The 21,381-nt window shown below is 63.0% G+C and carries 17 protein-coding genes; 12 read left to right on the top strand and 5 right to left on the bottom strand.

Annotation, left to right across the window (positions count from 1 at the left end; translation table 11 throughout):
- Positions 1 to 62: 62 nt before the first annotated feature.
- Positions 63 to 851, bottom strand: a complete 789-nt coding sequence (gene map, locus LOY37_RS20315) for a type I methionyl aminopeptidase (protein WP_045195491.1) — start codon at positions 849 to 851, stop codon at positions 63 to 65.
- Between the two features lie 296 nt (positions 852 to 1,147).
- On the opposite strand from map, the gene LOY37_RS20310 reads away from it, so the two are divergent.
- The 10 genes from LOY37_RS20310 (at position 1,148) to LOY37_RS20265 (ending at position 13,399) form a co-directional block, all read left to right on the top strand.
- Entirely contained in the window at positions 1,148 to 4,927 is a 3,780-nt protein-coding gene (locus LOY37_RS20310; protein ID WP_258715603.1) for a bifunctional nitrate reductase/sulfite reductase flavoprotein subunit alpha, read from the top strand.
- 277 nt (positions 4,928 to 5,204) lie between these two features.
- The gene (nirB, locus tag LOY37_RS20305; protein ID WP_258715602.1) at positions 5,205 to 7,763 is read left to right on the top strand and encodes a nitrite reductase large subunit NirB; all 2,559 of its coding nucleotides are present in this window, start codon (positions 5,205 to 5,207) and stop codon (positions 7,761 to 7,763) included.
- Complete coding sequence (nirD, locus tag LOY37_RS20300) at positions 7,763 to 8,128, top strand: nitrite reductase small subunit NirD (protein WP_093380354.1); 366 nt, start codon at positions 7,763 to 7,765, stop codon at positions 8,126 to 8,128. The genes nirB and nirD overlap by 1 nt, the downstream gene beginning before the upstream one ends.
- 613 nt (positions 8,129 to 8,741) lie before the next feature.
- The gene (locus LOY37_RS20295; RefSeq protein ID WP_258715601.1) at positions 8,742 to 9,050 is read left to right on the top strand and encodes a transposase; all 309 of its coding nucleotides are present in this window, start codon (positions 8,742 to 8,744) and stop codon (positions 9,048 to 9,050) included.
- The gene (locus LOY37_RS20290; protein ID WP_309475554.1) at positions 9,047 to 9,889 is read left to right on the top strand and encodes an IS3 family transposase; all 843 of its coding nucleotides are present in this window, start codon (positions 9,047 to 9,049) and stop codon (positions 9,887 to 9,889) included. Before LOY37_RS20295 ends, LOY37_RS20290 begins: the two co-directional genes overlap by 4 nt.
- 102 nt (positions 9,890 to 9,991) lie before the next feature.
- Positions 9,992 to 10,924, top strand: a complete 933-nt coding sequence (gene pcaQ, locus LOY37_RS20285; protein WP_123567148.1) for a pca operon transcription factor PcaQ — start codon at positions 9,992 to 9,994, stop codon at positions 10,922 to 10,924.
- Positions 10,925 to 11,144: 220 nt separating this feature from the next.
- Positions 11,145 to 11,873, top strand: a complete 729-nt coding sequence (locus LOY37_RS20280; RefSeq protein ID WP_045195483.1) for an FKBP-type peptidyl-prolyl cis-trans isomerase — start codon at positions 11,145 to 11,147, stop codon at positions 11,871 to 11,873.
- A gap of 280 nt (positions 11,874 to 12,153) precedes the next feature.
- Positions 12,154 to 12,594, top strand: coding sequence for a YkvA family protein (locus LOY37_RS20275; protein ID WP_045195481.1), 441 nt, complete (start codon positions 12,154 to 12,156; stop codon positions 12,592 to 12,594).
- Between the two features lie 98 nt (positions 12,595 to 12,692).
- Entirely contained in the window at positions 12,693 to 13,031 is a 339-nt protein-coding gene (locus LOY37_RS20270) for a helix-turn-helix transcriptional regulator (RefSeq protein ID WP_258715600.1), read from the top strand.
- A complete protein-coding gene (locus LOY37_RS20265; RefSeq protein ID WP_010224211.1) occupies positions 13,028 to 13,399 on the top strand; it encodes a hypothetical protein in 372 nt (123 codons plus the stop codon). The genes LOY37_RS20270 and LOY37_RS20265 overlap by 4 nt, the downstream gene beginning before the upstream one ends.
- Here LOY37_RS20265 and LOY37_RS20260 read toward each other — a convergent pair.
- Together LOY37_RS20260 and LOY37_RS20255 are read right to left on the bottom strand one after the other, a co-directional pair.
- Positions 13,375 to 15,153: a bifunctional diguanylate cyclase/phosphodiesterase gene (locus LOY37_RS20260; RefSeq protein ID WP_045195476.1), complete on the bottom strand. Its 1,779-nt coding sequence runs from the start codon at positions 15,151 to 15,153 to the stop codon at positions 13,375 to 13,377. The two genes, LOY37_RS20265 and LOY37_RS20260, sit on opposite strands and share 25 nt — an antisense overlap.
- Before the next feature lie 122 nt (positions 15,154 to 15,275).
- Positions 15,276 to 17,363 carry a carboxy terminal-processing peptidase gene (locus LOY37_RS20255; RefSeq protein ID WP_176794227.1) on the bottom strand — a complete coding sequence of 696 codons (2,088 nt, stop codon included), beginning with the start codon at positions 17,361 to 17,363 and terminating at the stop codon, positions 15,276 to 15,278.
- 140 nt (positions 17,364 to 17,503) lie between these two features.
- Here LOY37_RS20255 and LOY37_RS20250 point away from each other — a divergent pair, with 140 nt between their 5' ends.
- Together LOY37_RS20250 and LOY37_RS20245 are read left to right on the top strand one after the other, a co-directional pair.
- Positions 17,504 to 18,466, top strand: a complete 963-nt coding sequence (locus LOY37_RS20250; RefSeq protein WP_195884817.1) for a zinc-binding dehydrogenase — start codon at positions 17,504 to 17,506, stop codon at positions 18,464 to 18,466.
- 247 nt (positions 18,467 to 18,713) lie between these two features.
- A complete protein-coding gene (locus LOY37_RS20245; RefSeq protein WP_258715096.1) occupies positions 18,714 to 19,643 on the top strand; it encodes a transposase in 930 nt (309 codons plus the stop codon).
- A gap of 68 nt (positions 19,644 to 19,711) precedes the next feature.
- On the opposite strand, the gene LOY37_RS20240 is transcribed toward LOY37_RS20245, so the two are convergent.
- Both LOY37_RS20240 and LOY37_RS20235 read right to left on the bottom strand, forming a co-directional pair.
- Positions 19,712 to 20,365 carry an HAD family phosphatase gene (locus LOY37_RS20240; protein ID WP_258715599.1) on the bottom strand — a complete coding sequence of 218 codons (654 nt, stop codon included), beginning with the start codon at positions 20,363 to 20,365 and terminating at the stop codon, positions 19,712 to 19,714.
- Between the two features lie 25 nt (positions 20,366 to 20,390).
- Positions 20,391 to 21,380 carry an ABC transporter ATP-binding protein gene (locus LOY37_RS20235; protein WP_258715598.1) on the bottom strand — a complete coding sequence of 330 codons (990 nt, stop codon included), beginning with the start codon at positions 21,378 to 21,380 and terminating at the stop codon, positions 20,391 to 20,393.
- Position 21,381 lies beyond the last annotated feature (1 nt).

Below are 21,381 nucleotides of genomic sequence, written 5' to 3'. Positions count from 1 at the left end.
GTGCGGGTGCCGGCCGTAATGGCGCGGATTGTAGAGAGCCGCGCGGTGCGCGGCAAACTGACTTAAGCGTGGACCAGCATGGCGCGCTCTTCTTCGCGCAGGGTCAGCACTTCGAAACCTTCGGCGGTGACGGCGATGGTGTGCTCCCATTGCGCGGACAGGCTGCGGTCGCGGGTGATCACCGTCCAGCCGTCCTTGAGCGTGCGCACCCCGCGCCCGCCCTGGTTGATCATCGGTTCGATGGTAAACACCATCCCCGGCTTGAGCTGCAGGCCGCTGCCCTTGTGGCCGTAATGCAGAACCTCGGGCGCCTCGTGCATCTGCCGGCCGATGCCGTGGCCGCAGTATTCGCGCACCACGTTGTAGCCCGCTGCCTCGGCATGGCGCTGGATGGCGTGGCCGATATCGCCCAGGGTCGCGCCCGGACGCACCTGGCGAATGCCTTGCCAGAGCGCGGCATAGGTGGTGTCGACCAGTCGCTGGGCGGCTGCATCGATCTGCCCCAGGCAGTACATCTTCGACGAGTCGGCAATGTAGCCGCCTTGTTCCAGGGTAATGTCGACGTTGACGATCGAGCCGGCCTTGAGCACCTCATCGGCATGCGGCACGCCGTGGCACACCACATGGTCGACCGAGGTATTGAGCGAATAGGCAAAACCGTACTGGCCCTTGCTCGCCGGGCGCGCCTTGAGCACATCGACGATAAATGCCTCGGCCCGGTCGTTGATCTGCAGGGTGCTGACCCCGGGAGCAATGAAGCTGTCGAGGTGGGCGAACACCTGGCTGAGCAATTGCCCGGCATTGCGCATCAGGGCCAGTTGTTCGGCGTTTTTCAAAACCACTTGGTTCATGGGAGGAGGTTTTTCATCTCTCGGAATGTCTGCCCATGATAAGGCCTGGCCCGCTGGCTGTGCCATCCGATGGTGCAGGCCGGCCCAATGCGGTGCGGCCGGGCAGGCGCCCTGAACGCCTGAACCGCGCCGCACAAGGCGCTGCCAATTGTGGCGCGACCCTTGCTACAGCCTGAGCATCCGGCAATCAACGCAGATTGCCCCGTTCACGACAAAGGCGCCGTGTTGCCCCCGCTGGTTCATTCAGGCCGGGGCAGCAGGGCGCCTTTTTGTTTGCACAATCAGGAGGTAGGCCGATGAGCAGCACCAGCGTGCGCAGCGTGTGCCCGTATTGTGGCGTCGGTTGTGGCATCGTCATGAACGTCGAAGGCGGGCGGGTGACCAAGATCAGTGGCGACAAACAGCACCCCAGCAACTTTGGCCGCCTGTGCACCAAGGGCCTCACCGCCCATCAACCGTTGAGTGCGTCCGGGCGCATGACGCATGCCTATGTGCGCGAGCAGCGCCAGCGCGACCCGGTGCAGAGCGGCATCGACACCGCTATTGAACAGGCGGCCCGGCGCCTGCGGGCGATCATTGATAAGTATGGCCCGAACGCCCTGGGCTTTTATGTCTCCGGGCAGATGTCGCTGGAGGCCCAGTACCTGATCAACAAACTGGCCAAGGGCTTTGTCCGCAGCCGCCATATCGAGTCCAACTCGCGCCTGTGCATGGCCAGCGCCAGCAGCGGCTACAAGCTGTCGCTGGGCGCCGACGGGCCGCCGGGCAGCTACCAGGATTTTGACCGCGCCGAGGTGTTCCTGGTGATCGGCGCGAACATGGCCGATTGTCACCCGATCCTGTTTTTGCGCCTGCTCGACCGGCTCAAGGCCGGGGCCCGGTTGATCGTCGTTGACCCACGGCGCAGCGCCACCGCCGACAAGGCCGATTTGTTCCTGCAGATCAAACCGGGCAGCGACCTGGCGCTGCTCAACGGCCTGCTCTACCTGCTGCTGGAAAACGGCCAGTGCGACGCCGAGTTCATCCAGCGCTACACCGAAGGCTGGGAGGACATGCCGGCCTTTTTGCAGGACTACACACCTGAGCGAGTTGCCGCCCTCACCGGGCTGAGCGAGGCCGATATCCGCCAGGCCGCCAAGTGGATCGGCCAGGCCCCGGAGTGGATGAGTTGCTGGACCATGGGCCTGAACCAGAGCATCCATGGCACCTGGCACAGCAACGCCCTGTGCAACCTGCACCTGGCCACTGGCGCTATCTGTCGGCCGGGCAGCGGGCCGTTCTCGCTGACCGGCCAGCCCAACGCCATGGGCGGGCGAGAAATGGGCTATATGGGCCCGGGCTTGCCGGGGCAGCGTTCGGCATTGGTCGATCGCGATCGCGCCTTTGTCGAGCAACTGTGGCAGATCCCCGCTGGCAGCCTGCGCAGCGAAGCCGGTGACGGCACGGTGGCGCTGTTCGAAAACCTCGCCGCCGGGCAGGTCAAGGCCTGCTGGATCATCTGCAGCAACCCGGTGGCCAGCGTCGCCAATCGCCAGCAGGTGATCGAGGCGTTGCAGGCGGCTGAGCTGGTGATCACCCAGGACGCCTTTCTCGACACCGAGACCAACCGTTACGCCGATATCCTCTTGCCCGCCGCGCTGTGGGCCGAAGGCGAGGGGGTGATGGTCAATTCCGAGCGCAATCTGACCCTGATGAACCAGGCCGTCGAGGCGCCGGGGGAGAGCCTGTCCGACTGGCAGATCATCGCCCGAATCGCTTGCGCCATGGGTTACGCCGAGGCCTTCAGTTACGCCAATGCCGAAGCGGTGTTCGACGAGCTGCGCCAGGCCTGGAACCCGGCCACCGGTTACGATGTGCGCGGCGTCAGCTATGCCGGTTTGCGTGAGGCGCCGCGGCAGTGGCCGTGCGAGCCCGGGCGCAACAATGACCGCAGCCCGCTGCGCTATCGCAACGACGGCGTCAGCCAGGCCCTGCACCACGACGGCCAAGGCGAAGTACCGGCCATTGCCTTCCCCACTCGCAGCGGCAAGGCACGCTTTTTCGCCCGGCCCTGGCTGCCCGCCGCCGAGCTGCCGGACGCCGAATTTCCGCTGGTGCTCAACACTGGTCGGGTCCAGCACCAGTGGCACACCCTGACCAAGACCGGCAAGGTGGCGGCGCTGAACAAGCTCGACCCCGGGCCGTTCGTAGAGATTCACCCGGACGATGCCGAGCGCCTGGGCATCGCTGACAAGGATCAGGTGCAGATCCGCTCCCGACGCGGGCAGGCGCTGCTGCCGGCACGGATTACCGCTCGGGTGCTGCCGGGCAACTGCTTTGCGCCGTTTCACTGGAACGACGTTTATGGCGAGAACCTGGCGATCAATGCCGTCACCAGCGACGCGGTCGATCCGCTGTCGCTGCAACCGGCCTTCAAGTACTGCGCGGTGGCCCTGAGCCGGGTTGCCGGCGAGCGCATCAACGCCACCCAGATCGATCGTCAAACCATGGCAGTGCAGGACCAGCACCTGCTGCTCTGGGCTTCGCAGACCGGCAACAGTCAGGCCCTGGCCGAGCAGTGCGCCGCAGGCCTGCGCCAGGTCGGCTTGCCGGTGCAGTTGAGTTGCATGCAAGACCTGGCCCTGGAGCAACTGGACCGCCCCGCCAGCCTGCTGCTGATCGCCAGTACCTTCGGCGACGGCGATGCGCCAGACAGCGGCGCGGCGTTCTGGCGCGGCCTGCATGGCGAGCATGCCCAACGCTGCGTCGGCGTGCCTTATGCGGTACTGGCCCTGGGGGATTCCAGCTACGAGCAGTTCTGCGGCTTTGGTCGCAAGCTCGATCAGCGCCTGGCCGAACTGGGCGCCAAGCGCTTGCTGGAACGGGTCGATTGCGAGGGCGATTTGCATGAATCGACGGGGCAATGGCTGCAGGCACTGCTGGGCAAACTGGGCCACGGCGAACTGCTGCTCGAAGCGCCATCGCCAACGGCCAGCGGTTTCAGCAAGACCCGGCCGTTGCCAGCCACCCTGGTCGGCAACCGCCTGCTTAACGGCCCTGGCGCGGTCAAGGAAACCCGGCAACTGGTGTTCGATCTGGGCGACAGCGGGTTCACCTATCAAGCCGGCGACGCCTTGGGTGTATGGCCGCGCAACTGTCCGGCATTGGTCGACGAGCTGCTGACCGCCACCCGCTTCGATGGCGGGCACTGCGTCAGCCTCAAGGGCCAGGCCGACATGCCCTTGGCCGAGGCATTGCTTGAGCACCTGGAGATCGCCCGCATTACCCCGCAGTTGCTTGAGGCGTTCGCCCCGGGTGATGCGCAACTGCGCGCATTGCTTGAGCCGCACAACAAGGCTGCGCTCAAGGACTGGCTGTGGGGCAAGCAACTGATCGACCTGGTGCATGCGTGCAAGCCCCAACTGAGCCTGCAGGCTTGGCTCGACCTGCTCAAACCCATGCAGCCGCGGCTGTACTCGATCAGCTCAAGCCAGAAGCTGCATCCGGATCAAGTGCACCTGACGGTTTCCACTGTCCGTTACGGCCAGCGCAAGGGCGTGTGCTCGACCTACCTGGCCGACCGCAGCGAGCCTGGCCGGGTCGAGATATTCGCGCAGCCGACCACACACTTTCGCCTGCCCGGCGACAGCACGGCGCCGGTGATCATGGTCGGCCCCGGCACCGGTGTGGCGCCGTTTCGCGCGTTCCTGCAGGAACGTCAGGCCGAAGGGGCCCGCGGTCGCAACTGGCTGCTGTTCGGCGAGCAGCAGGCGGCCACCGATTTCTACTACCGCGACGAGTTGCTGGCCTGGCAGCGCGACGGTCACCTGACCCGCCTGGACACCGCCTTCTCCCGCGACCAGGCGCAGAAGATCTACGTGCAGCAGCGCATGCTCGAACAGGGTGCCGAGCTGTGGCGCTGGCTGGAGGAGGGCGCGCACTTCTATATCTGTGGCGATGCCGGGCGCATGGCCCGCGATGTTGATACGGCGCTCAAGCAGCTGGTGCAGCAGCACGGTGGCATGAGTGTGGAACGGGCCGAGGCTTATGTCGGCGAACTGAATCGCGCCAAGCGTTACCTGCGTGACGTGTACTGAAGTGCCCCATAAGGGGGAGCGCTGCACCAGCCTGGGTCGATAACGGCGCCAGTGGATCGCGCGCAAGCCCCGGTTTCAAAGGCTTTGGCAGTTGGCACGCTCCCTGCTTTTACAGATTTACAACGTCCTCGCGGGTCAATGGCGATTCGCAACCGGGACTACAAAAAACGACCAGGCAAAGGCGCCTGGAGCTTCGGCTCCAGGCGCCTTTTTTTGTTTTTCGGGGTTGGCCCCCAGCAGCAAAGCCAGCGTGATTGGCCTTGAGTGAGGAACGGGTATGAATGGGTTTACCAGCATCGAAGCGCGGCAACAGCTGATCATCGTCGGCAACGGCATGGTCGGTCATCACTGCGTCGAGCAACTGATCGAACGCGGTGCCCTGGGCCGTTTCCAGGTGCGGGTGTTCGGTGAAGAGCGCCAGCGCGCCTACGACCGCGTGCACCTGTCGGAATACTTCAGTGGCAGCGATGCCGAAACCCTGGCCCTGGGCGAGGCAGGCTTGTACACCCGGCACGGCATTGACTTGCACCTGGGCGAGCCGGTGCTGGAGATCGACCGCGAACGCTGCGAGGTGGTCACCTGCGCCGGGCGCTACCCTTACGATCAACTGGTGCTGGCCACCGGCTCCTATCCGTTCGTGCCGCCGATTGAAGGCTCGCAAGGGGCGGCGCGGCTGGTCTATCGCACCCTTGATGATCTCGATGCGATCCGCACCGCGGCCGCCAGCGCTCGCCGTGGGGTGGTGGTCGGTGGCGGCCTGCTCGGCCTGGAAGCGGCCAATGCCTTGAAGTCGCTGGGCCTGGAAGCCCACGTGGTGGAGTTCGCCCCGCGCCTGATGCCGGTGCAACTGGATGGCGAGGGCGGCGCGGCCTTGCGGGCGCAGATCGAAGCCCTGGGGGTTGGCGTGCACCTGTCGCGGGCGACCCAGGCCATCGTTGCCGGTGAAGACTATCGCTACCGGATGAACTTCGAGGGCGGCGAGTTCCTTGAAACCGACCTTGTCGTGTTCTCCGCCGGTATCCGCCCGCAGGATGCCCTGGGCCGCAGCAGTGGCCTGGAAGTCGCCCAACGCGGCGGTGTGGTGATCGACAGCGACTGCCGCAGCAGCGACCCACGGATCTTCGCCATCGGCGAATGCGCGTCGTGGAACGGCAGCGTGTTCGGCCTGGTGGCGCCGGGCTACAGCATGGCGCGTACAGTGGCGGCGACGCTGGCCGGTGAAGACGCGGGCATTTTTACCGGGGCCGACATGTCGACCAAGCTCAAACTGCTCGGCGTCGATGTCGGCTCCATTGGTGATGCCCACGGCGTGACCCCGGGTGCGCGCAGCTATCGCTTTATCGACGAAGCGGCGTCGGCCTACCGCCGGCTGGTGGTCGATGGCAGTGGCAAACGGGTGATCGGCGCGGTGCTGGTTGGCGACAACAGCTATTACGACACCCTGCTGCAATACGTGCAGAACAGCATTGCCCTGCCCGCCGATCCGGCCGCGCTGATCCTGCCGCAGTCGGCCGGCGCGCCGGCACTGGGCGCCGATGCCTTGCCCGCCAGCGCGACTATCTGCTCCTGCCATAACGTCAGCAAGGGCGCGATCTGCGCCGCCATCGACAGTGGCTGCGGCGAGCTTGGCCAGCTCAAGCAGCAGACCAAGGCCTGCACCGGTTGTGGTGGTTGTGCGGCGCTGCTCAAGCAGGTCTTCGAGCATGAATTGATCGCCCGCGGCGTCAGCGTCGACAAGAGCCTGTGCGAACACTTCACCTACACCCGCCAGGAGCTCTACGCGCTGGTGCGGGTCGAAGGCATTGTCAGTTTCGACGAGATGCTCGCCAAGCATGGACGCGGGCACGTCGGCTGCGATATCTGCAAACCCACGGTCGGCTCGATCCTCGCCTCGTGCTGGAACCAGCCGATCATGGAGCCGTCGCTGGTGCCGCTGCAGGACACCAACGACACCTTCATGGCCAATATGCAGAAGAACGGCACCTACTCGGTGGTGCCGCGGATTCCCGGCGGCGAGATCACCCCCGAGAAGCTGATCGTCATCGGCGAAGTGGCGAAAAAGTACGACCTCTACACCAAGATCACCGGCGGCCAGCGCATCGACCTGTTCGGCGCCCAACTGCACGAATTGCCCGAGATCTGGGCCGAGCTGATTGGCGCAGGCTTCGAGACCGGCCATGCCTACGGCAAGTCGACGCGTACGGTGAAATCCTGCGTCGGCAGCACCTGGTGCCGTTATGGCGTGCAGGACAGCGTGCAGATGGCCCTGACCCTGGAAGACCGCTACAAGGGCCTGCGCTCGCCGCACAAGCTCAAGTTCGCGGTGTCCGGCTGCACCCGCGAATGCGCCGAGGCGCAGAGCAAGGACATCGGCGTGATCGCCACCGAGAAGGGCTGGAACCTGTACGTCTGCGGCAACGGCGGCATGCGCCCGCGCCATGCCGAACTGTTCGCCACCGACCTGGACGACGCGAGCCTGATCCGCACCATCGACCGCGTGCTGATGTTCTACATCCGCACCGCCGACAAACTGCAGCGCACCTCGGTGTGGCGCGAGAGCCTGGAGGGCGGGCTGGACTACCTCAAGCAGGTGATCCTCGACGACAGCCTGGGCCTTGGCGCAGAGCTCGAAGCGCAAATGCAGCTGGTGGTCGAGCGCTACGAATGCGAGTGGGCCAACGCCCTGAAAGACCCTGAAAAGCTCAAGCGCTTTCGCACCTTCGTCAACGACCAGCGCCCCGACCCGGGTGTGCACTTTGTCCGCGAACGCGGCCAGCGCCGGCCCATCGGCGCCGGCGAACTTCACTTGATCCCGACCACCGAGGAGGTGCTTTGATGAGCCCGTCCAATGCAGCAGTAAGTGTTCAAGCGCAACCCTGGCAGAGGGTTTGCAGCCGTGCCGACCTGGTCGCCCAGTCGGGGGTGGTGGTGTGGTTCGAAGGGCGCCAGGTGGCGCTGTTCTACCTGCCCGGGCAGGCCACGCCGGTGTTCGCCGTCGACAACCATGACCCCAAGTCCGGGGCCAATGTGATTGGTCGTGGATTGGTGGGCGAGCTCAAGGGCGAGCTGGTGGTGGCGGCGCCGTTGTACAAGCAGCATTTTTGTTTGCGCGATGGGCGCTGCCTGGAGGATCCGCAGCAGGCGTTGCAGGTGTGGCCGGTGCGCATCAGTGGCGAGCAGGTGGAATTGGGCCGCTGTTGATGGCCTCATCGCGGGTCAAGTCGGGTCGCCGCACCGCCGCTCCCACAGGTAGCGTAGGCCTTTAGAGGCGCGAGCTGATCCATTGGCGATACTGCTCACACTTCACCTTCGCCTTGTCTGCGAATGGACCGGCGATGCACGAGAAGCGAAAGCAAAAAAGCGCTCTGCTTCTAGATGTACGTAATTGCAGACGCCACCGATCGTCCCTTGCAGAAGGCCGAGTGGAACCCTTGCGTAGTGGGGCGACGGCCATGGATGGCCGGCGAGCGCCGCAGGGCCAGGGACGGCCCTTCGGCGCGCCCCCACGGGAGCAAGGGTGGAAGGACGGAACCCGGAGCGCAGCGCAGGGCCGATGAAGGGACAGGGCGTTTTTGGTTACTTTTGCCGCCAAGCAAAAGTGACCCGCCGTAAGGGCGGAAGGCGCCGGCAGCGCCTCATCATCAAATGGATCAGCTCAAACACAGCCTGGCTGCCCCAATACTTGCAAGCTGCTTAAGACAGTTGCTCCCACAATAGGCCTGCATGCACCGGACCTGTAGGAGCGGGCCTGAACTGGCCTAATGATCCCGGACACCTCTTAAGGGCGATATGATTCGCCCAACCAGGAGGTTCTATGCAGGAACGAAAGACTTATACCCGCGAGTTCAAGCAACGTGCTGCAAGCATGGTCCTTGACGACAACTGCTCGGTTCCCGACGTCTGCGCATCAATGGACGTCGGCCCCACAGCTCTGCGCCGCTGGGTAGACCAGGTTCGTAAAGAGCGTCAGAAAGGGCAACCAGTGCCAGGTACCAAGTCAATCAGCGATGAGCAGCGGGAGCTCCAGCAGTTACGCGCCAAGATCAAACGTTTAGAGACCGAGGCCGAAATTCTAAAAAAAGCTACCGCTCTCTTGATGTCGGATCCCGATCGTTTTTCCTGATCGAGGAGCTGAGAGAGTCAGGCTCGTATCCGACCAGCCAGCTTTGCAGCGCTCTGGGCGTTTCCCGCAGTGCGTTTTATGACTGGCTCGATCGCCGCTCGGTACCCAATACCGAGCGTGATGCGCTCAGGGTAAAGGTCGTGCAATTGCATGCTGAAAGCAGGGAAAGTGCTGGTGCGAGAATGATTTCTCAGTATTTGAAGGCCCAGCAGCTAAAGGTTGGAAGGTATCTAGCTGGAAGACTTATGGCAGAAGCGAACCTGACCAGCAGACAGCGCCGTCGCCACCAATATCGCTCCAGAGGTGTAGAAGCATTTGTGGCCAAGAATGTCCTTGAACGCAACTTCCAGCCCACAGCAATCAATCAGGTGTGGTGCGGTGACGTAACCAGCCTGATGATTGGGAAGCGCTGGTATCACTTGGCCGTGGTCATTGACCTGTTCGCCCGGCGGGTCATTGGCTGGTCATTTTCTCTGATCAATGATGCCCACCTGGTCAGCAAGGCCTTGGGAATGGCGGTGGGAGTACGAGGCAAACATGCGGGCTTGGTGTTTCATTCGGATCAAGGCTGCCAATACACCAGCCAACGCTTCCAATCCGAACTGCTTGAGCATGGCATAACCCAAAGCATGAGCCGCAGAGGCCAATGCTGGGATAACGCACCAACGGAGCGCTTATTTGGCACGCTCAAATCAGAATGGGTGCCCGCCAAGGGCTATGCAACGATCGAAGAAGCCAGACAGGACATGACCAGCTTCTTCTTGCGCTACAACCAAATCAGGCTCCATAGCTACAACAACTACCTGTCGCCAATAGCAATGGAGCAGTTGGCAGCTTGATCACCGTAATCGGTGTCCGGTAAAACTTGACCAGAACAGCCTTGCCCCGCGATCGAGCGCGAAGCGGTCGCAGTCCGGGCCGAGCCCCGATAAACTCCCCGGATGAACCTCGACACCCGGATCAAATTCCGCCACCTGCTGTGCTTTCTCGAAATCGCCCGCCAGGGCAGTTTCGCCAAGGCCGCCGACGCCATGGCGATCAGTCAGCCAGCGATCTCCAAGACCCTCAAGGAGCTTGAAGCGCTGCTCGAAACGCGGCTGTTCGAGCGCAGCAAGCAGGGCGTCGAGCTGACCCCGGCCGGTGTGCGTTTCATGCGCTACGCCGGCCCCAGCGTGCAGGCCCTGCGCGAAGGCGTCAGCACCTTGCGCGGTGAAGAGCATGCGCCGCCGCAGGTGCGGGTCGGCGTGTTGTCGACCGTCGAAAGCCTGCTGATGCCCGAAGTGCTGTGCCGTCTGCACCAGCGCCATGAGGCGCTGGTGGTCAGCGTCGCCACCGGCCCCAGCGCGCACCTGCTGGGGCAGTTGCACGTCGGTGAGCTGGACCTGGTGATCGGGCGCATGACCGACAGCCCGCAGATCCAGGGGCTGATGTTCGAGCACCTGTACAGCGAGTCGATGTCGCTGGTGGTGCGCCCTGGCCATCCTTTGCTTGGCCGCCAGCCGCTCGAGCGCAGCCAGGTCGGGCGCTACCCGCTGGTGTTGCCGCTGGCCGGCACGACCATCCGCAAGCACGCCGACAGCCTGTTCGTGCAGTGCGCCATCGAGCAACCCGCGCAGCGCCTGGAAACCCTGTCGCCGGCCCTCAGCCGTCGTTATGTACAGGGCAGCGATGCGGTCTGGGTGGCGCCACGCGATGCGGTGCGCGTCGACCTCAGCCGTGGTGAATTGTGCGAGCTGGACCTGGGCGTCAGCGAGCCGGGCGGCTCGGTCGGCATCTGCAGCAATGCCGCCTTGCCGCTGGCCTTGCCGGCACAGTGGCTGTGCGAAGTTTTGCGCGAAGTGGCGGCGCAGTACCGCGACGGCGGATATCCCTGAGCATCGATACAAACTGCTACAAAACCTCATCGGCGGATTTGCCCAACCGCCCGGTCCCGTCAATACTGGCCACTGGCTGCAGCCGAGGATGAAGAAGGTTTAATCTGGCTGAACTTATCCGGGTTTTCTTGCTCTCATGCCGGTAGCCATTGGTCGTGGCCGCCTGATAAGCTCGCGGCTTTACTCGATTGCCCTATTGGCGCATGAACAAGGAAATAGCATGAAACAGCATCGGTTGGCGGCTGCGGTTGCCCTGGTTAGCCTGGTACTGGCGGGTTGCGATTCGCAGACCAGCGTCGAGCTGAAGACTCCGGCACAGAAAGCCTCCTACGGTATTGGCCTGAACATGGGCAAAAGCCTGGCTCAGGAAGGCATGGACGACCTTGATTCGAAAGCTGTCGCTCAAGGTATCGAAGACGCCGTTGGCAAGAAAGAACAGAAGATCAAGGACGAAGAGCTGGTTGAAGCCTTCTCGGCCTTGCAGAAGCGCGCTGAAGAGCGCCTGGTGAAAATGAGCGAAGAGTCGGCTGCCGCCGGCAAGAAATTCCTCGAAGAAAACGGCAAGAAGGCTGGCGTGGTCACCACCGCTTCGGGCCTGCAGTACGAAGTCATCAAGAAGGCCGACGGCGCCCAGCCAAAGCCGACTGACGTGGTTACCGTCCACTACGAAGGCAAGCTGATCGACGGCAAGGTCTTCGACAGCTCCGTCGAGCGTGGCAGCCCGATCGACCTGCCGGTCAGCGGCGTGATCCCGGGTTGGGTCGAAGGCCTGCAACTGATGCACGTCGGCGAGAAGTACAAGCTGTACATCCCGTCCGACCTTGCTTACGGCGCGCAGAGCCCGAGCCCGACCATTCCGGCCAACTCGGTGCTGGTGTTCGATCTGGAACTGATCGCCATCAAGGACCCGGCCAAGGCTGAAGAGCCTGCCGATCCAGCTGCCGAGTAAGGCCAGCTGATACCTGCAACGCCCCGTCTCGACGGGGCGTTGTCGTTTCTGGGTTTTACCGAACCCATAGGGCCATGCACGGTCTTAGTCACTGCAACTGTTGATGAATCAGGGCGCAGCGGGCAAAACGTTTGCGCAATTGAAACAGGTGTGTAAAAAACGCCCGATTTAACCCGGACCCTTGCCGGGCGGGCGCCTTGAGCCTGAAACTGAGCTCTGTTCACAAGGTTATCCACAATTATTGTGGATAACCTTCCTTGGCACTGGCCCTGGAGGCCGTATGAAAGCACCGTGGAATTTCGCCCGATTTCTGCCCCTGGCCGAGCGCCTGCTCAGCCGCGGGCGTTTGCCGGCGCTGATTTTTGCCGTGGCGCGCAAAGGTCCGCGGCTGGGCAAACTGCGCGAGGACGTGCGCCTGATGCAGGCCCTGTGCCTGGCCTGGTGGCGCGGCGAGTATCGGGCAATCAGCCCCAAGGCACTGATCACCGTAGTGGCGGGGCTGCTGTATTTTGTCAGCCCGCTGGATGCGATCCCCGACTGGTTGCTGGGCGTCGGCATGCTTGACGACATCGCCGTGCTGGCCTGGGTGATGAAGGCGGTGTCTGATGAACTGGCCGCGTTCAGCGCCTGGCGCAACCGCCAGGCACCGGAAAAACTGCGGGTGGTCGAACGCCTGCCCGACACCCCCGAAGCCCTGCGCCTGGAACAGGAAAAAAGCTGATCACATCACGACCCTGCACACCCTTGTTGGCTGGTAATATAATTGGCATAAGGATTATGCCTACCGATTACATATCGTAATCCTACAAGGGGGTTGTAATGGGTATTCAGGTCATCAGCCGGGACGGTCAACCCGAGTACGCGGTTGTTCCCTGGGAGCAGTACCAGGCACTGCTTAAAGCTGCCGGGCAAGGCGAGCCACTTGCCGGCGCAAACACAGCTTCAAGCGCCACCGACAGCGCCAGCTTGCCGAATTTCAGCGAGCTGGCGCGTTTGCGTGAGGGCAAGGGCCTGGCGCCGGAGCAACTGGCGCGCAGCGTCGGTATCAGCCCGGTGTACCTGGCGCTGATCGAAAGCGGTGAACGCCAGCCGGATGCCGCGATTCGCCGCAGCCTGGCCTGGGAGCTGGGTGTGGCTGGCTGGAGCGAGGCGTCGTGAGCGTGCGCATCAGCCGCCAGCACTGGGAAGGCCTGCTCGGCGAGCTGGATGTCGCCCGCCGCCAGCGCCACCTGCTGACCTACCGGGCCTTGCTCGAGCGTCTGCAATTGCCCAGCCCGGCCATGCAAACGCTGACCGCGGCGCTGGAGCACCTGGCTGCGCTCGACGCCCGCGCCGAGCAGCCGCTGCGCAGCTCGCTGGTGATCAGCCAGGGCGCCAGCCGCTTGCCGCGCACCGGGTTCTTCGAATGCGTCGAGCGCCTGGGGCGCTTTTCCGGCCCGTCCGATGGCATGGCCGCAGCCTCCTGGCACGCCTCGGAAGTGGTGCGGGTGTTCGAGTACAGCTACCCCGAACACGAAGAAGCCTGAGCGCCAGGGGCGGTATCGATCAGGTACAGGCTGTGCCCAGGCACATCCTTGGCCTGGTGCTTGGCCTGTGAGGCCAACTCCGCCAGTTGCCCGGCATCGAGCCCGGCACAGGCTTGCGGGTGCAACTGCACCACGCCGATCGACAACGACAGCAGGGCAAATTCCTGGCGCCGGCCCTGGCGGTCGGTGGCGATGAAGCACCCGGCCTGCAGGTGCTCGGCCCGGTAGAAGCGCCGGCACTGTTTGTGAAAGTCCTCCAGCAACAACTGCAAGCGTTGTTGCCAATCATCTGAGCCGAGCACCAGCATAAAATCGTCGCCGCCGATATGGCCGACGAAATCGCGGCTGGGGTCGACCCGTTCGCCCAGGCACTGGGCCAGGCACAGCAATACCTCATCGCCACGGGCATACCCGTAGATATCGTTGAACGGCTTGAAGCTGTCGATATCGACGTAGCAGATCGCCGCTGCGCGTTGCTGTTGCAGCAGGCGGGTCAGGCACTGCTGGATCGGTACGTTGCCCGGCAGCAGGGTCAGCGGGTTGGCATAGCGGGCCTGTTGGATCTTCTGCTCGGTGATCAGCTTGAGCACATCGATCACCCGCCCCAGGCCCAGGTAGCGGCCGTTGTGGGTGATGATGAAATCTTCCTCGATGCGCTGGCGGGCGCGGCTGGTGAGCAGGCGGCTGACCTGTTGCAGCGATTGGCCCAGATCCACGGCGAGAAAGTCATCGCTCATCAAGCGGCTGATCGGCTTGCGCGCAAACAGGTCGGTGGCAAACGGCTTGAGCAGCGCGTCGGAGAGCGAATGGCGATGAACGATGCCGCACGGCTGCCCATGCGCGTCGAGCACCGCCAGGGAATTGAGGTTGGCCTGGCTGCGAAACAGTTCCAGCACCTGCGGGGTGGGCGCCTCGCGGTTCACCGCCGGTTGTTCGATCAGTAGCGCGGCGAGGTTGCCGCTGTCTTCATTGAGGCTCTGCAGCGCCTGTACCGGCTGCCCGAGCATGCTTTGCACATCGCGCGCTGCCTGTTCCTGCGGGCGGCCCAGCAGGTAGCCCTGGACCAGGTCGACGCCCATCTCGGTGAGCACCTTGAGCTCTTCGGCCAGCTCGATGCCTTCGGCAATCACCTGGGCCCGCGAGGCCCGGGCGATCTGCAGGATCGAGCCGACGAACTCGCGCTTGACCGCATCCAGGTGAATGCCGTCGATGAAGTGGCGGTCGATCTTGACGTAGTCCGGGCGCAGCTCCGACCACAGGCGCAGGCTCGAATAACCGGCCCCCAGATCATCCAGGGCGATGGAAAAGCCCATGTCGCGGTAGTGGTGCAGGGCGTTGAACAGCAGCTGGAAGTCGTCGGTGGGGGTCTGTTCGGTGAGTTCGATCACTACCCGGCTGGGCGGCACGCCCAGCTCGTGGAGCATCTTCAGGGTGCGCCCGGACTGGTACTGCGGTTCGAGCAGGGACTCGGGCGAGACGTTGAGGAACAGCTTGCCTTCAAGGTTCTGCTGGCTGAAGCGCCGGCAGGCGCTCTCGCGGCAGGCCACTTCCAGCTCGGTCAGGCGCCCGGCCTGGCGGGCCACGGCAAACAGGTTGATCGGCGAATGCAGCGGGCTGTTGGACGGGCCGCGGCTCAGCGCTTCGTAGCCGAGGATGCGCCGTTCGGAAAGGCAGACAATGGGTTGGAACAGGCTGTGCAAGCCGCTTTGAGCCAGGATGGTGCTCAACGCGCTGAGCTGTTCGTTGATGGTCATGGCAGGCCTACCTAGAAAAAAGGGACTGAGCACCCGCGGCGCTCAGTCCCTTATTTCACGACAGTCTGATGACTATTTGATGACGCAATGAAGCGCGGTCACATTATTTTGCCATCACCGGTTTACGGGTTGTTGCGCGCCACCTGCGAATTCAGCCCCAGGTAGTCCAGCAGGATCAACCCGGACTCCTTCAGGTAGGCGTCGTCTTCGGGCTTGGTATCGTCCGGCTCGACCGGCAGCGCGTCTTCGTCTTCCTTCTTCAGTTCCTTGAGCGGTTCTTCGCCCTTGGCCTTGCGTCGGGTGTTTTCCAGCGCCAGCTGCTTGCTTTCGATATCGGCGTGCTGGGCACGGCGTTCGGCCTCGTTGAGGCTGACGGTTTTCTCGTTCATCAGCTTCTGGGTCAGGGCCAGGCGGTCGCGGATGTAGACGAACTCCGGATCCTTGGCCGTACGGCTGTCGTGACGGGCCTTGAGCTGGGCCAGGAACGGCTTGAACGGGTCGACCGCAGGCTTGATCGCCGGGCGGATGGTGTCCCATGGCATGGCTTCGGGCAGGGCGCTTTCGCCGATTTCCTTGGTGTCGATGATCGACGGGTAGTCGATGTCCGGCAGCACGCCCTGGTGCTGGGTGCTCTGCCCGGAAACCCGGTAGAACTTGGCCAGGGTCAGCTTCAGCTCGCCATGATTGAGCGGCTGGATGGTTTGCACCGTGCCTTTGCCGAAGGTCTGCCCGCCGAGGATCAGCGCGCGGTGATAGTCCTGCATGGCGCCGGCGAAAATCTCCGAAGCCGAGGCCGACAGGCGGTTGACCACCAGTGCCAGCGGGCCTTTGTAGAAGGCGCCGCTGTTTTCGTCTTCAAGCACGTCGACGCGGCCGTCGCTGTTGCGCACCAGCACCGTCGGGCCCTTGTCGATGAACAGGCTGGTCAGCTCGGTGGCTTCCTGCAGCGAGCCGCCGCCGTTGTTGCGCAGGTCGATGACCACGCCGTCGACTTTTTCCTTCTGCAGTTCGGTCAGCAGCTTTTTAACGTCGCGGGTGGTGCTCTTGTACTCCGGATCGCCGGCGCGGAAGGCCTTGAAGTCGAGGTAGAAGGCCGGAATCTCGATGATTCCGAGCTTGTAGTCACGGCCGTCCTGCTTGAGCTTGAGCACCGACTTTTTCGCCGCCTGCTCTTCGAGTTTCACCGCTTCACGGGTGATCGGCACGATCTTGGTGGTCTGGTCGTTAGGGGCGTTGCTGGCCGGGATGATTTCCAGGCGCACCACCGAACCTTTCGGCCCGCGGATCAGCTTGACCACTTCGTCCAGGCGCCAGCCGATCACGTCGACCATTTCCTTGTTGCCCTGGGCCACGCCGATGATCTTGTCGGCCGGAGCTACCAATTTGGTTTTGGCCGCAGGGCCGGCCGGCACCAGGCGCACGATCTTGACCTGGTCGTTGTCGCTTTGCAGTACGGCGCCGATACCTTCGAGCGACAGGCTCATGTTGATATCGAAGTTTTCTGCGTTGTCGGGCGACAGGTAGTTGGTGTGCGGGTCGTAGGACTGGGCGAAGGTGTTGATATAGGCCTGGAAGATGTCTTCGGCGCGGGTCTGGTCCAGGCGCGTGAGCTGGTTCTTGTAGCGCTTGGTCAGCAGCTCCTGGATCGCCTTGGGTTCTTTGCCGGCGATCTTCAGGCGCAGCACCTCATCCTTGACGCGTTTGCGCCAGAGGTCGTCGAGCTCGGCCTGGTTCTTCATCCACGGGGCGTCCTTGCGATCGATCAGCAAGGTCTCATGGGTGGTGAAGTCGAAGTTGTCGACGCCCTTGCTCAGCTCGGCGAGGGCGAAGTCCAGGCGCGATTTGACCCGGTCCAGGTAGCGCTTGTAGATGGTGAAGCCGGGGTCGAGATTGCCACTTTTGAGGAAATCGTCGAACTGGGTCTTCCACTTGTCGAACTCGGCGATGTCGCTGGCAGTGAAGTAGCTGCGCGCAGGATCAAGGAGTTTGAGGTAGCTGTCGTAGATGATCACCGAGCGCGCATCGTTGAGCGGCGGCTTGCTGTAGTGGTGGCGCTTGAGCAGCTCGACCACGTTCAGGCTGGCGACCACTTCATCGCGGTCGGGCTGGAGCTTATCCCAGCTGTTGGCGGCCCATGCACTGCCCGCCAATGGCAGACTGCCCAGACCGATCAACAGGGCGAGGGTGGTGCTTGGCAGAAAATGCTTCATGCTGATTCGACGTAGGGACAATTGATCACGCATATTAGGCCGTCTTTGAATTCGCCGGTTCCATGAAAACCGGACGCATAATGCAAAAAGCCCGGGGCTACAGCTCCCGGGCTCAGTCATGACTCAACTATGGAGGCACTGTGAAGGCATTGCAAGGCGTTGACGGACATGTGGAGTGGGTTGCGACGACAAGTCCAACTTGCGATATCGGTCAAGTACGAATTCGCGTGGCCGCCGCCGGCCTCAATCGCGCCGACCTGCTCCAGCGTGCCGGGCTCTACCCGCCACCACCGGGGGCCAGCGAATTTCTCGGCCTGGAGTGCTCCGGGGTGATCAGCGAAGTGGGCGCCGGTTCTTCCTGGCAGGTCGGCGATCGGGTCTGTGCCTTGCTCGCCGGTGGCGGCATGGCCGAGGAAGTGGTGGTCGATGGCCGCCACGTACTGCCGGTGCCCGAGGGCTTGAGCCTGCAGGAAGCGGCGGCAATCCCCGAGGTGTATGCCACGGCCTGGCTCAATGTGTTCCAGCTGGCCGCGCTCAAGCCCGGTGAAAAGGTCTTGCTGCATGCCGGGGCCAGCGGTGTCGGCTCGGCGGCGATCCAGCTGTGCAAGGCCTTTGGCAGCCCGTGCTGGGTCAGCGTCGGCTCGGCCGAGCGGCTGGCCTACTGCGAAAGCCTGGGGGCCAGCGGCGGCGTGGTGCGCGGTGAGGACCTCGAGGCGCTGAATGACTTTGCCCCGTTCAATGTGATCCTCGACCCGGTCGGCGCCAACTATGCCGAGCTCAACCTCAAGCTGCTGGCCCGTGACGGGCGCTGGGTGATCATCGGCTTGATGGGCGGGCGCAAGGCCGAGCTGGACCTGGCGCAACTGCTGGGCAAGCGCATACAGGTCCTGGGTTCGACCTTGCGCACCCGCGATGACCAGTTCAAGGCAGACCTGCTCAGCGACCTCGGTCAGCAGGTATGGCCGCTGTTCAGCGAAGGCCGGCTCAAGCCGCAACTGGCCAGGGCCTTCCCGATCAAGGATGCCGAGGCGGCGTTTGCCGAGCTTGCCAGCAATCAGGTGTCGGGCAAGCTGGTGTTGGTGATTGACGAGAGTCTGGTGTAAACCGCCAATCGCGGGGCAAGTCGAGTCGTCGCACCGCCGCTTGTGTCTTGAGGTTGGAATAGAATCAGAAGTGAGAGCGGTGAATGGCAAGCTGTACGCCGGTAGTGCTTAAAGCACGTGTGGGAGCAAAGCTGCCATTCACCTCTCCACTCTGGCCCGAGCCCGAACAGTTGATTGAGCGCCTCTCGAATCACAAGCGTGGGCCAAGCCAGAGCGCTCTCACAACTGAGTGTAAGAGGGTTCAGCCATGTTGTCTTCTGTTGGAATCGACACTGCCAAAGCCACGTTGGAAATCTGCATCAAACCTCAGAAAATCCGCTTCGAAGTAATCAATGAGCGCCCAGGCTTTGATGTGCTGATCGGGCGACTGAAGGACTTCAAGATCAGCAGAGTGTTGATTGAAGCGACCGGCGGCTACGAGAAAGACGTGCTGATTGCATTGCGCTCGGCCGGTTTCGAAACCATCTGCATCAACCCAGCCCGTGCCCGGAAATTCGCCGAGGCGATGGGTAAAAAAGCCAAAACCGATAAGATCGACGCCGAGGTCCTTGCGGACTTCGCTGCACACCTCAGCGCTCCTCAAGACCAACTAATCAGCCCGGAACGCGAAGAGCTGCGCGAGTTGGTGAAGCAGCGCGCCCAATTTGTGCAGAGCCGTGATGACTACAAACGGCGCCGCCTGCAATGCCGCTCGGCAATGGTGATGGCTCACTTTGATGAGCACATAGAGCAGCTGAAAGTGCTGATCAAACGCCTTGACGAAGAAATTGACCAGGCGATGGTGCAACTGGACGACACCAGGGCGCGTCAGTTGTTGGCGGTGAGCGGAATTGGTCGGGTAACCGCCGCAAATCTGCTCGCCTCACTGCCAGAGCTGGGGCAATTGGACCGCCGTCAGATCGCCGCGCTAGTGGGCGTAGCGCCTTACAACAACGATAGCGGTAGCCATCAAGGGCACCGCCAGATATGGGGTGGCCGGGCGCATGTAAGGCGAGTCCTGTACATGTCGAGCTGGATCATCATCCGTCACAACACGGAATTTAAAGCACGCTACGAAGCACTTCGGGAGCGTGGCAAGTGCGCCAAAGTCGCCCTCGTAGCCTGTATGCGGGTGCTGATCGTCAGGCTGAATGCAATGCTGCGGGACAATACCCCTTGGCGAGTGCAAACAGCCTGATCAAGACAGTTGCTCCCACATGTAGGAGCGGCGGTGCGACGACTCGACTTGCCCCGCGATGGCTTCAATCATTTCCAGCTATGAATCGGCCAGCCATGAGTCTCGGCCTGCTCGAGCAACACCGGATCCGGATTGACCACATGCGGGAAATCCACCTTCAGCAGCAACGGCAGGTCGTTGCGTGAATCCGAGTAGAAACTCGCGCCTTCAAGGTTCTCTTCTTCCTGGTCGAGCCATTCCAGCAAACGGGTGATCTTGCCTTCGCGGTAGGTCAGCACGCCGGTGGTGCTGCCGGTGTAAACACCGTGTGCAACCTCAAGCTCGATACCAAGAATTTCATCAATGCCCAGGCGTTCGGCAATCGGCTTGACCAGGTGGGTGCCGGAAGCCGAAATCACCAGGATCCGGTCGCCGGCCTTGCGGTGGGCGGCGATGGTCTTGGTGGCGTCGCTGAAGATGATCGGTTCGATGAAATCTTCCACCCAGGGCGCTACAAGGTGCTCGACTTCTTCCGGGGTGCGGCCGATCAAAGGTTCCAGGCTGAAGGCCATGTAGTCTTCCATGCGCAGCTTGCCATGGCTGTAGGCGTCCATCAGTTCGTTGTTCTTGCGCATGAAAGACGCTGGATCGACCCAGCCCAGACGGCCCATCTGCTCGCTCCAGAGCGTGGCGCAGTCACCGTGGATCAGGGTTTCATCCAGATCGAAAATCGCGAGTGCCATATTCAGAAAAACTCCTGTGCAACCCTCAGGCGACTTCGCAGAGGGCGGTGGGATCGATCGACAAGGATACCCGCTGGCCGTCCGGGTGCAGGTCGGCGGACGAGCGGTTGAGCACATCGACCAGCAATTCTACCCCGCGCGCTTCAACCCGGTAGCGGATCACGTTGCCCAGCAGGCTGTGGCTGCGTACCAGCCCCTCCCGCTCGCCGTCCAGGCTCAGGGCGATGGCTTCCGGGCGAATTGCCAGGCGGCTGTTCACCGGGCGCTGCAGCAGGCGGCTGGCGCTGTCGGCGTCGAGCAGGTTGTAGTTGCCGATAAAGCCTGCGGCGAACAGGTCCACCGGCGCGGTATAGAGGGTTTCGGCATCGCCGCTCTGGACGATGCGGCCCTGGTTCATGAGGAAGATGCGATCGGACATGGTCAGCGCTTCTTCCTGGTCGTGGGTGACGAAGATGGTGGTCAGGCCCAGCTCGCGCTGGATCGCGCGGATCTGCTCGCGCAGGTGCTTGCGAATCCGCGCATCCAGCGCCGACAGCGGCTCGTCGAGCAGCAGCAGGCGCGGGCGGGTGACCAGCGAGCGGGCCAAGGCCACGCGCTGGCACTGGCCGCCGGACAACTGGTGCGGGTAGCGCCGGGCGAAGTCCTGCAGCTCGACCAGTTGCAGCACTTCGCGGACCCGCGCCTGGCTGTCGTCGCTGTTGACCTTCTGCATGCGCAGGCCGAAGGCGACGTTCTGTTCGACGGTCATGTTGGGGAACAGCGCATAGCTCTGGAACACCATGCCGATCCCGCGTTTTTGCGGGCTGAGCGGCACCAGGTCGGTGCCATCGAGCAAGATGCGCCCGCTGTCCACCGCGGTCAGCCCGGCGATGCAGCGCAGCAGGGTGGACTTGCCGCAGCCGGACGGGCCGAGCAGGGTAACGAATTCGCCGCGTTCGATCTGGCAGTTGATGTCGTTGAACACCGGGCTGCCGGCATAGCTTTTTTGCAGGTTCTGTACGCTGACAAAGCTCATA

Source organism: Pseudomonas sp. B21-012 (assembly GCF_024749305.1).
GTDB lineage: Bacteria > Pseudomonadota > Gammaproteobacteria > Pseudomonadales > Pseudomonadaceae > Aquipseudomonas.
This window is presented reverse-complemented; position numbering and strand designations above follow the sequence as displayed.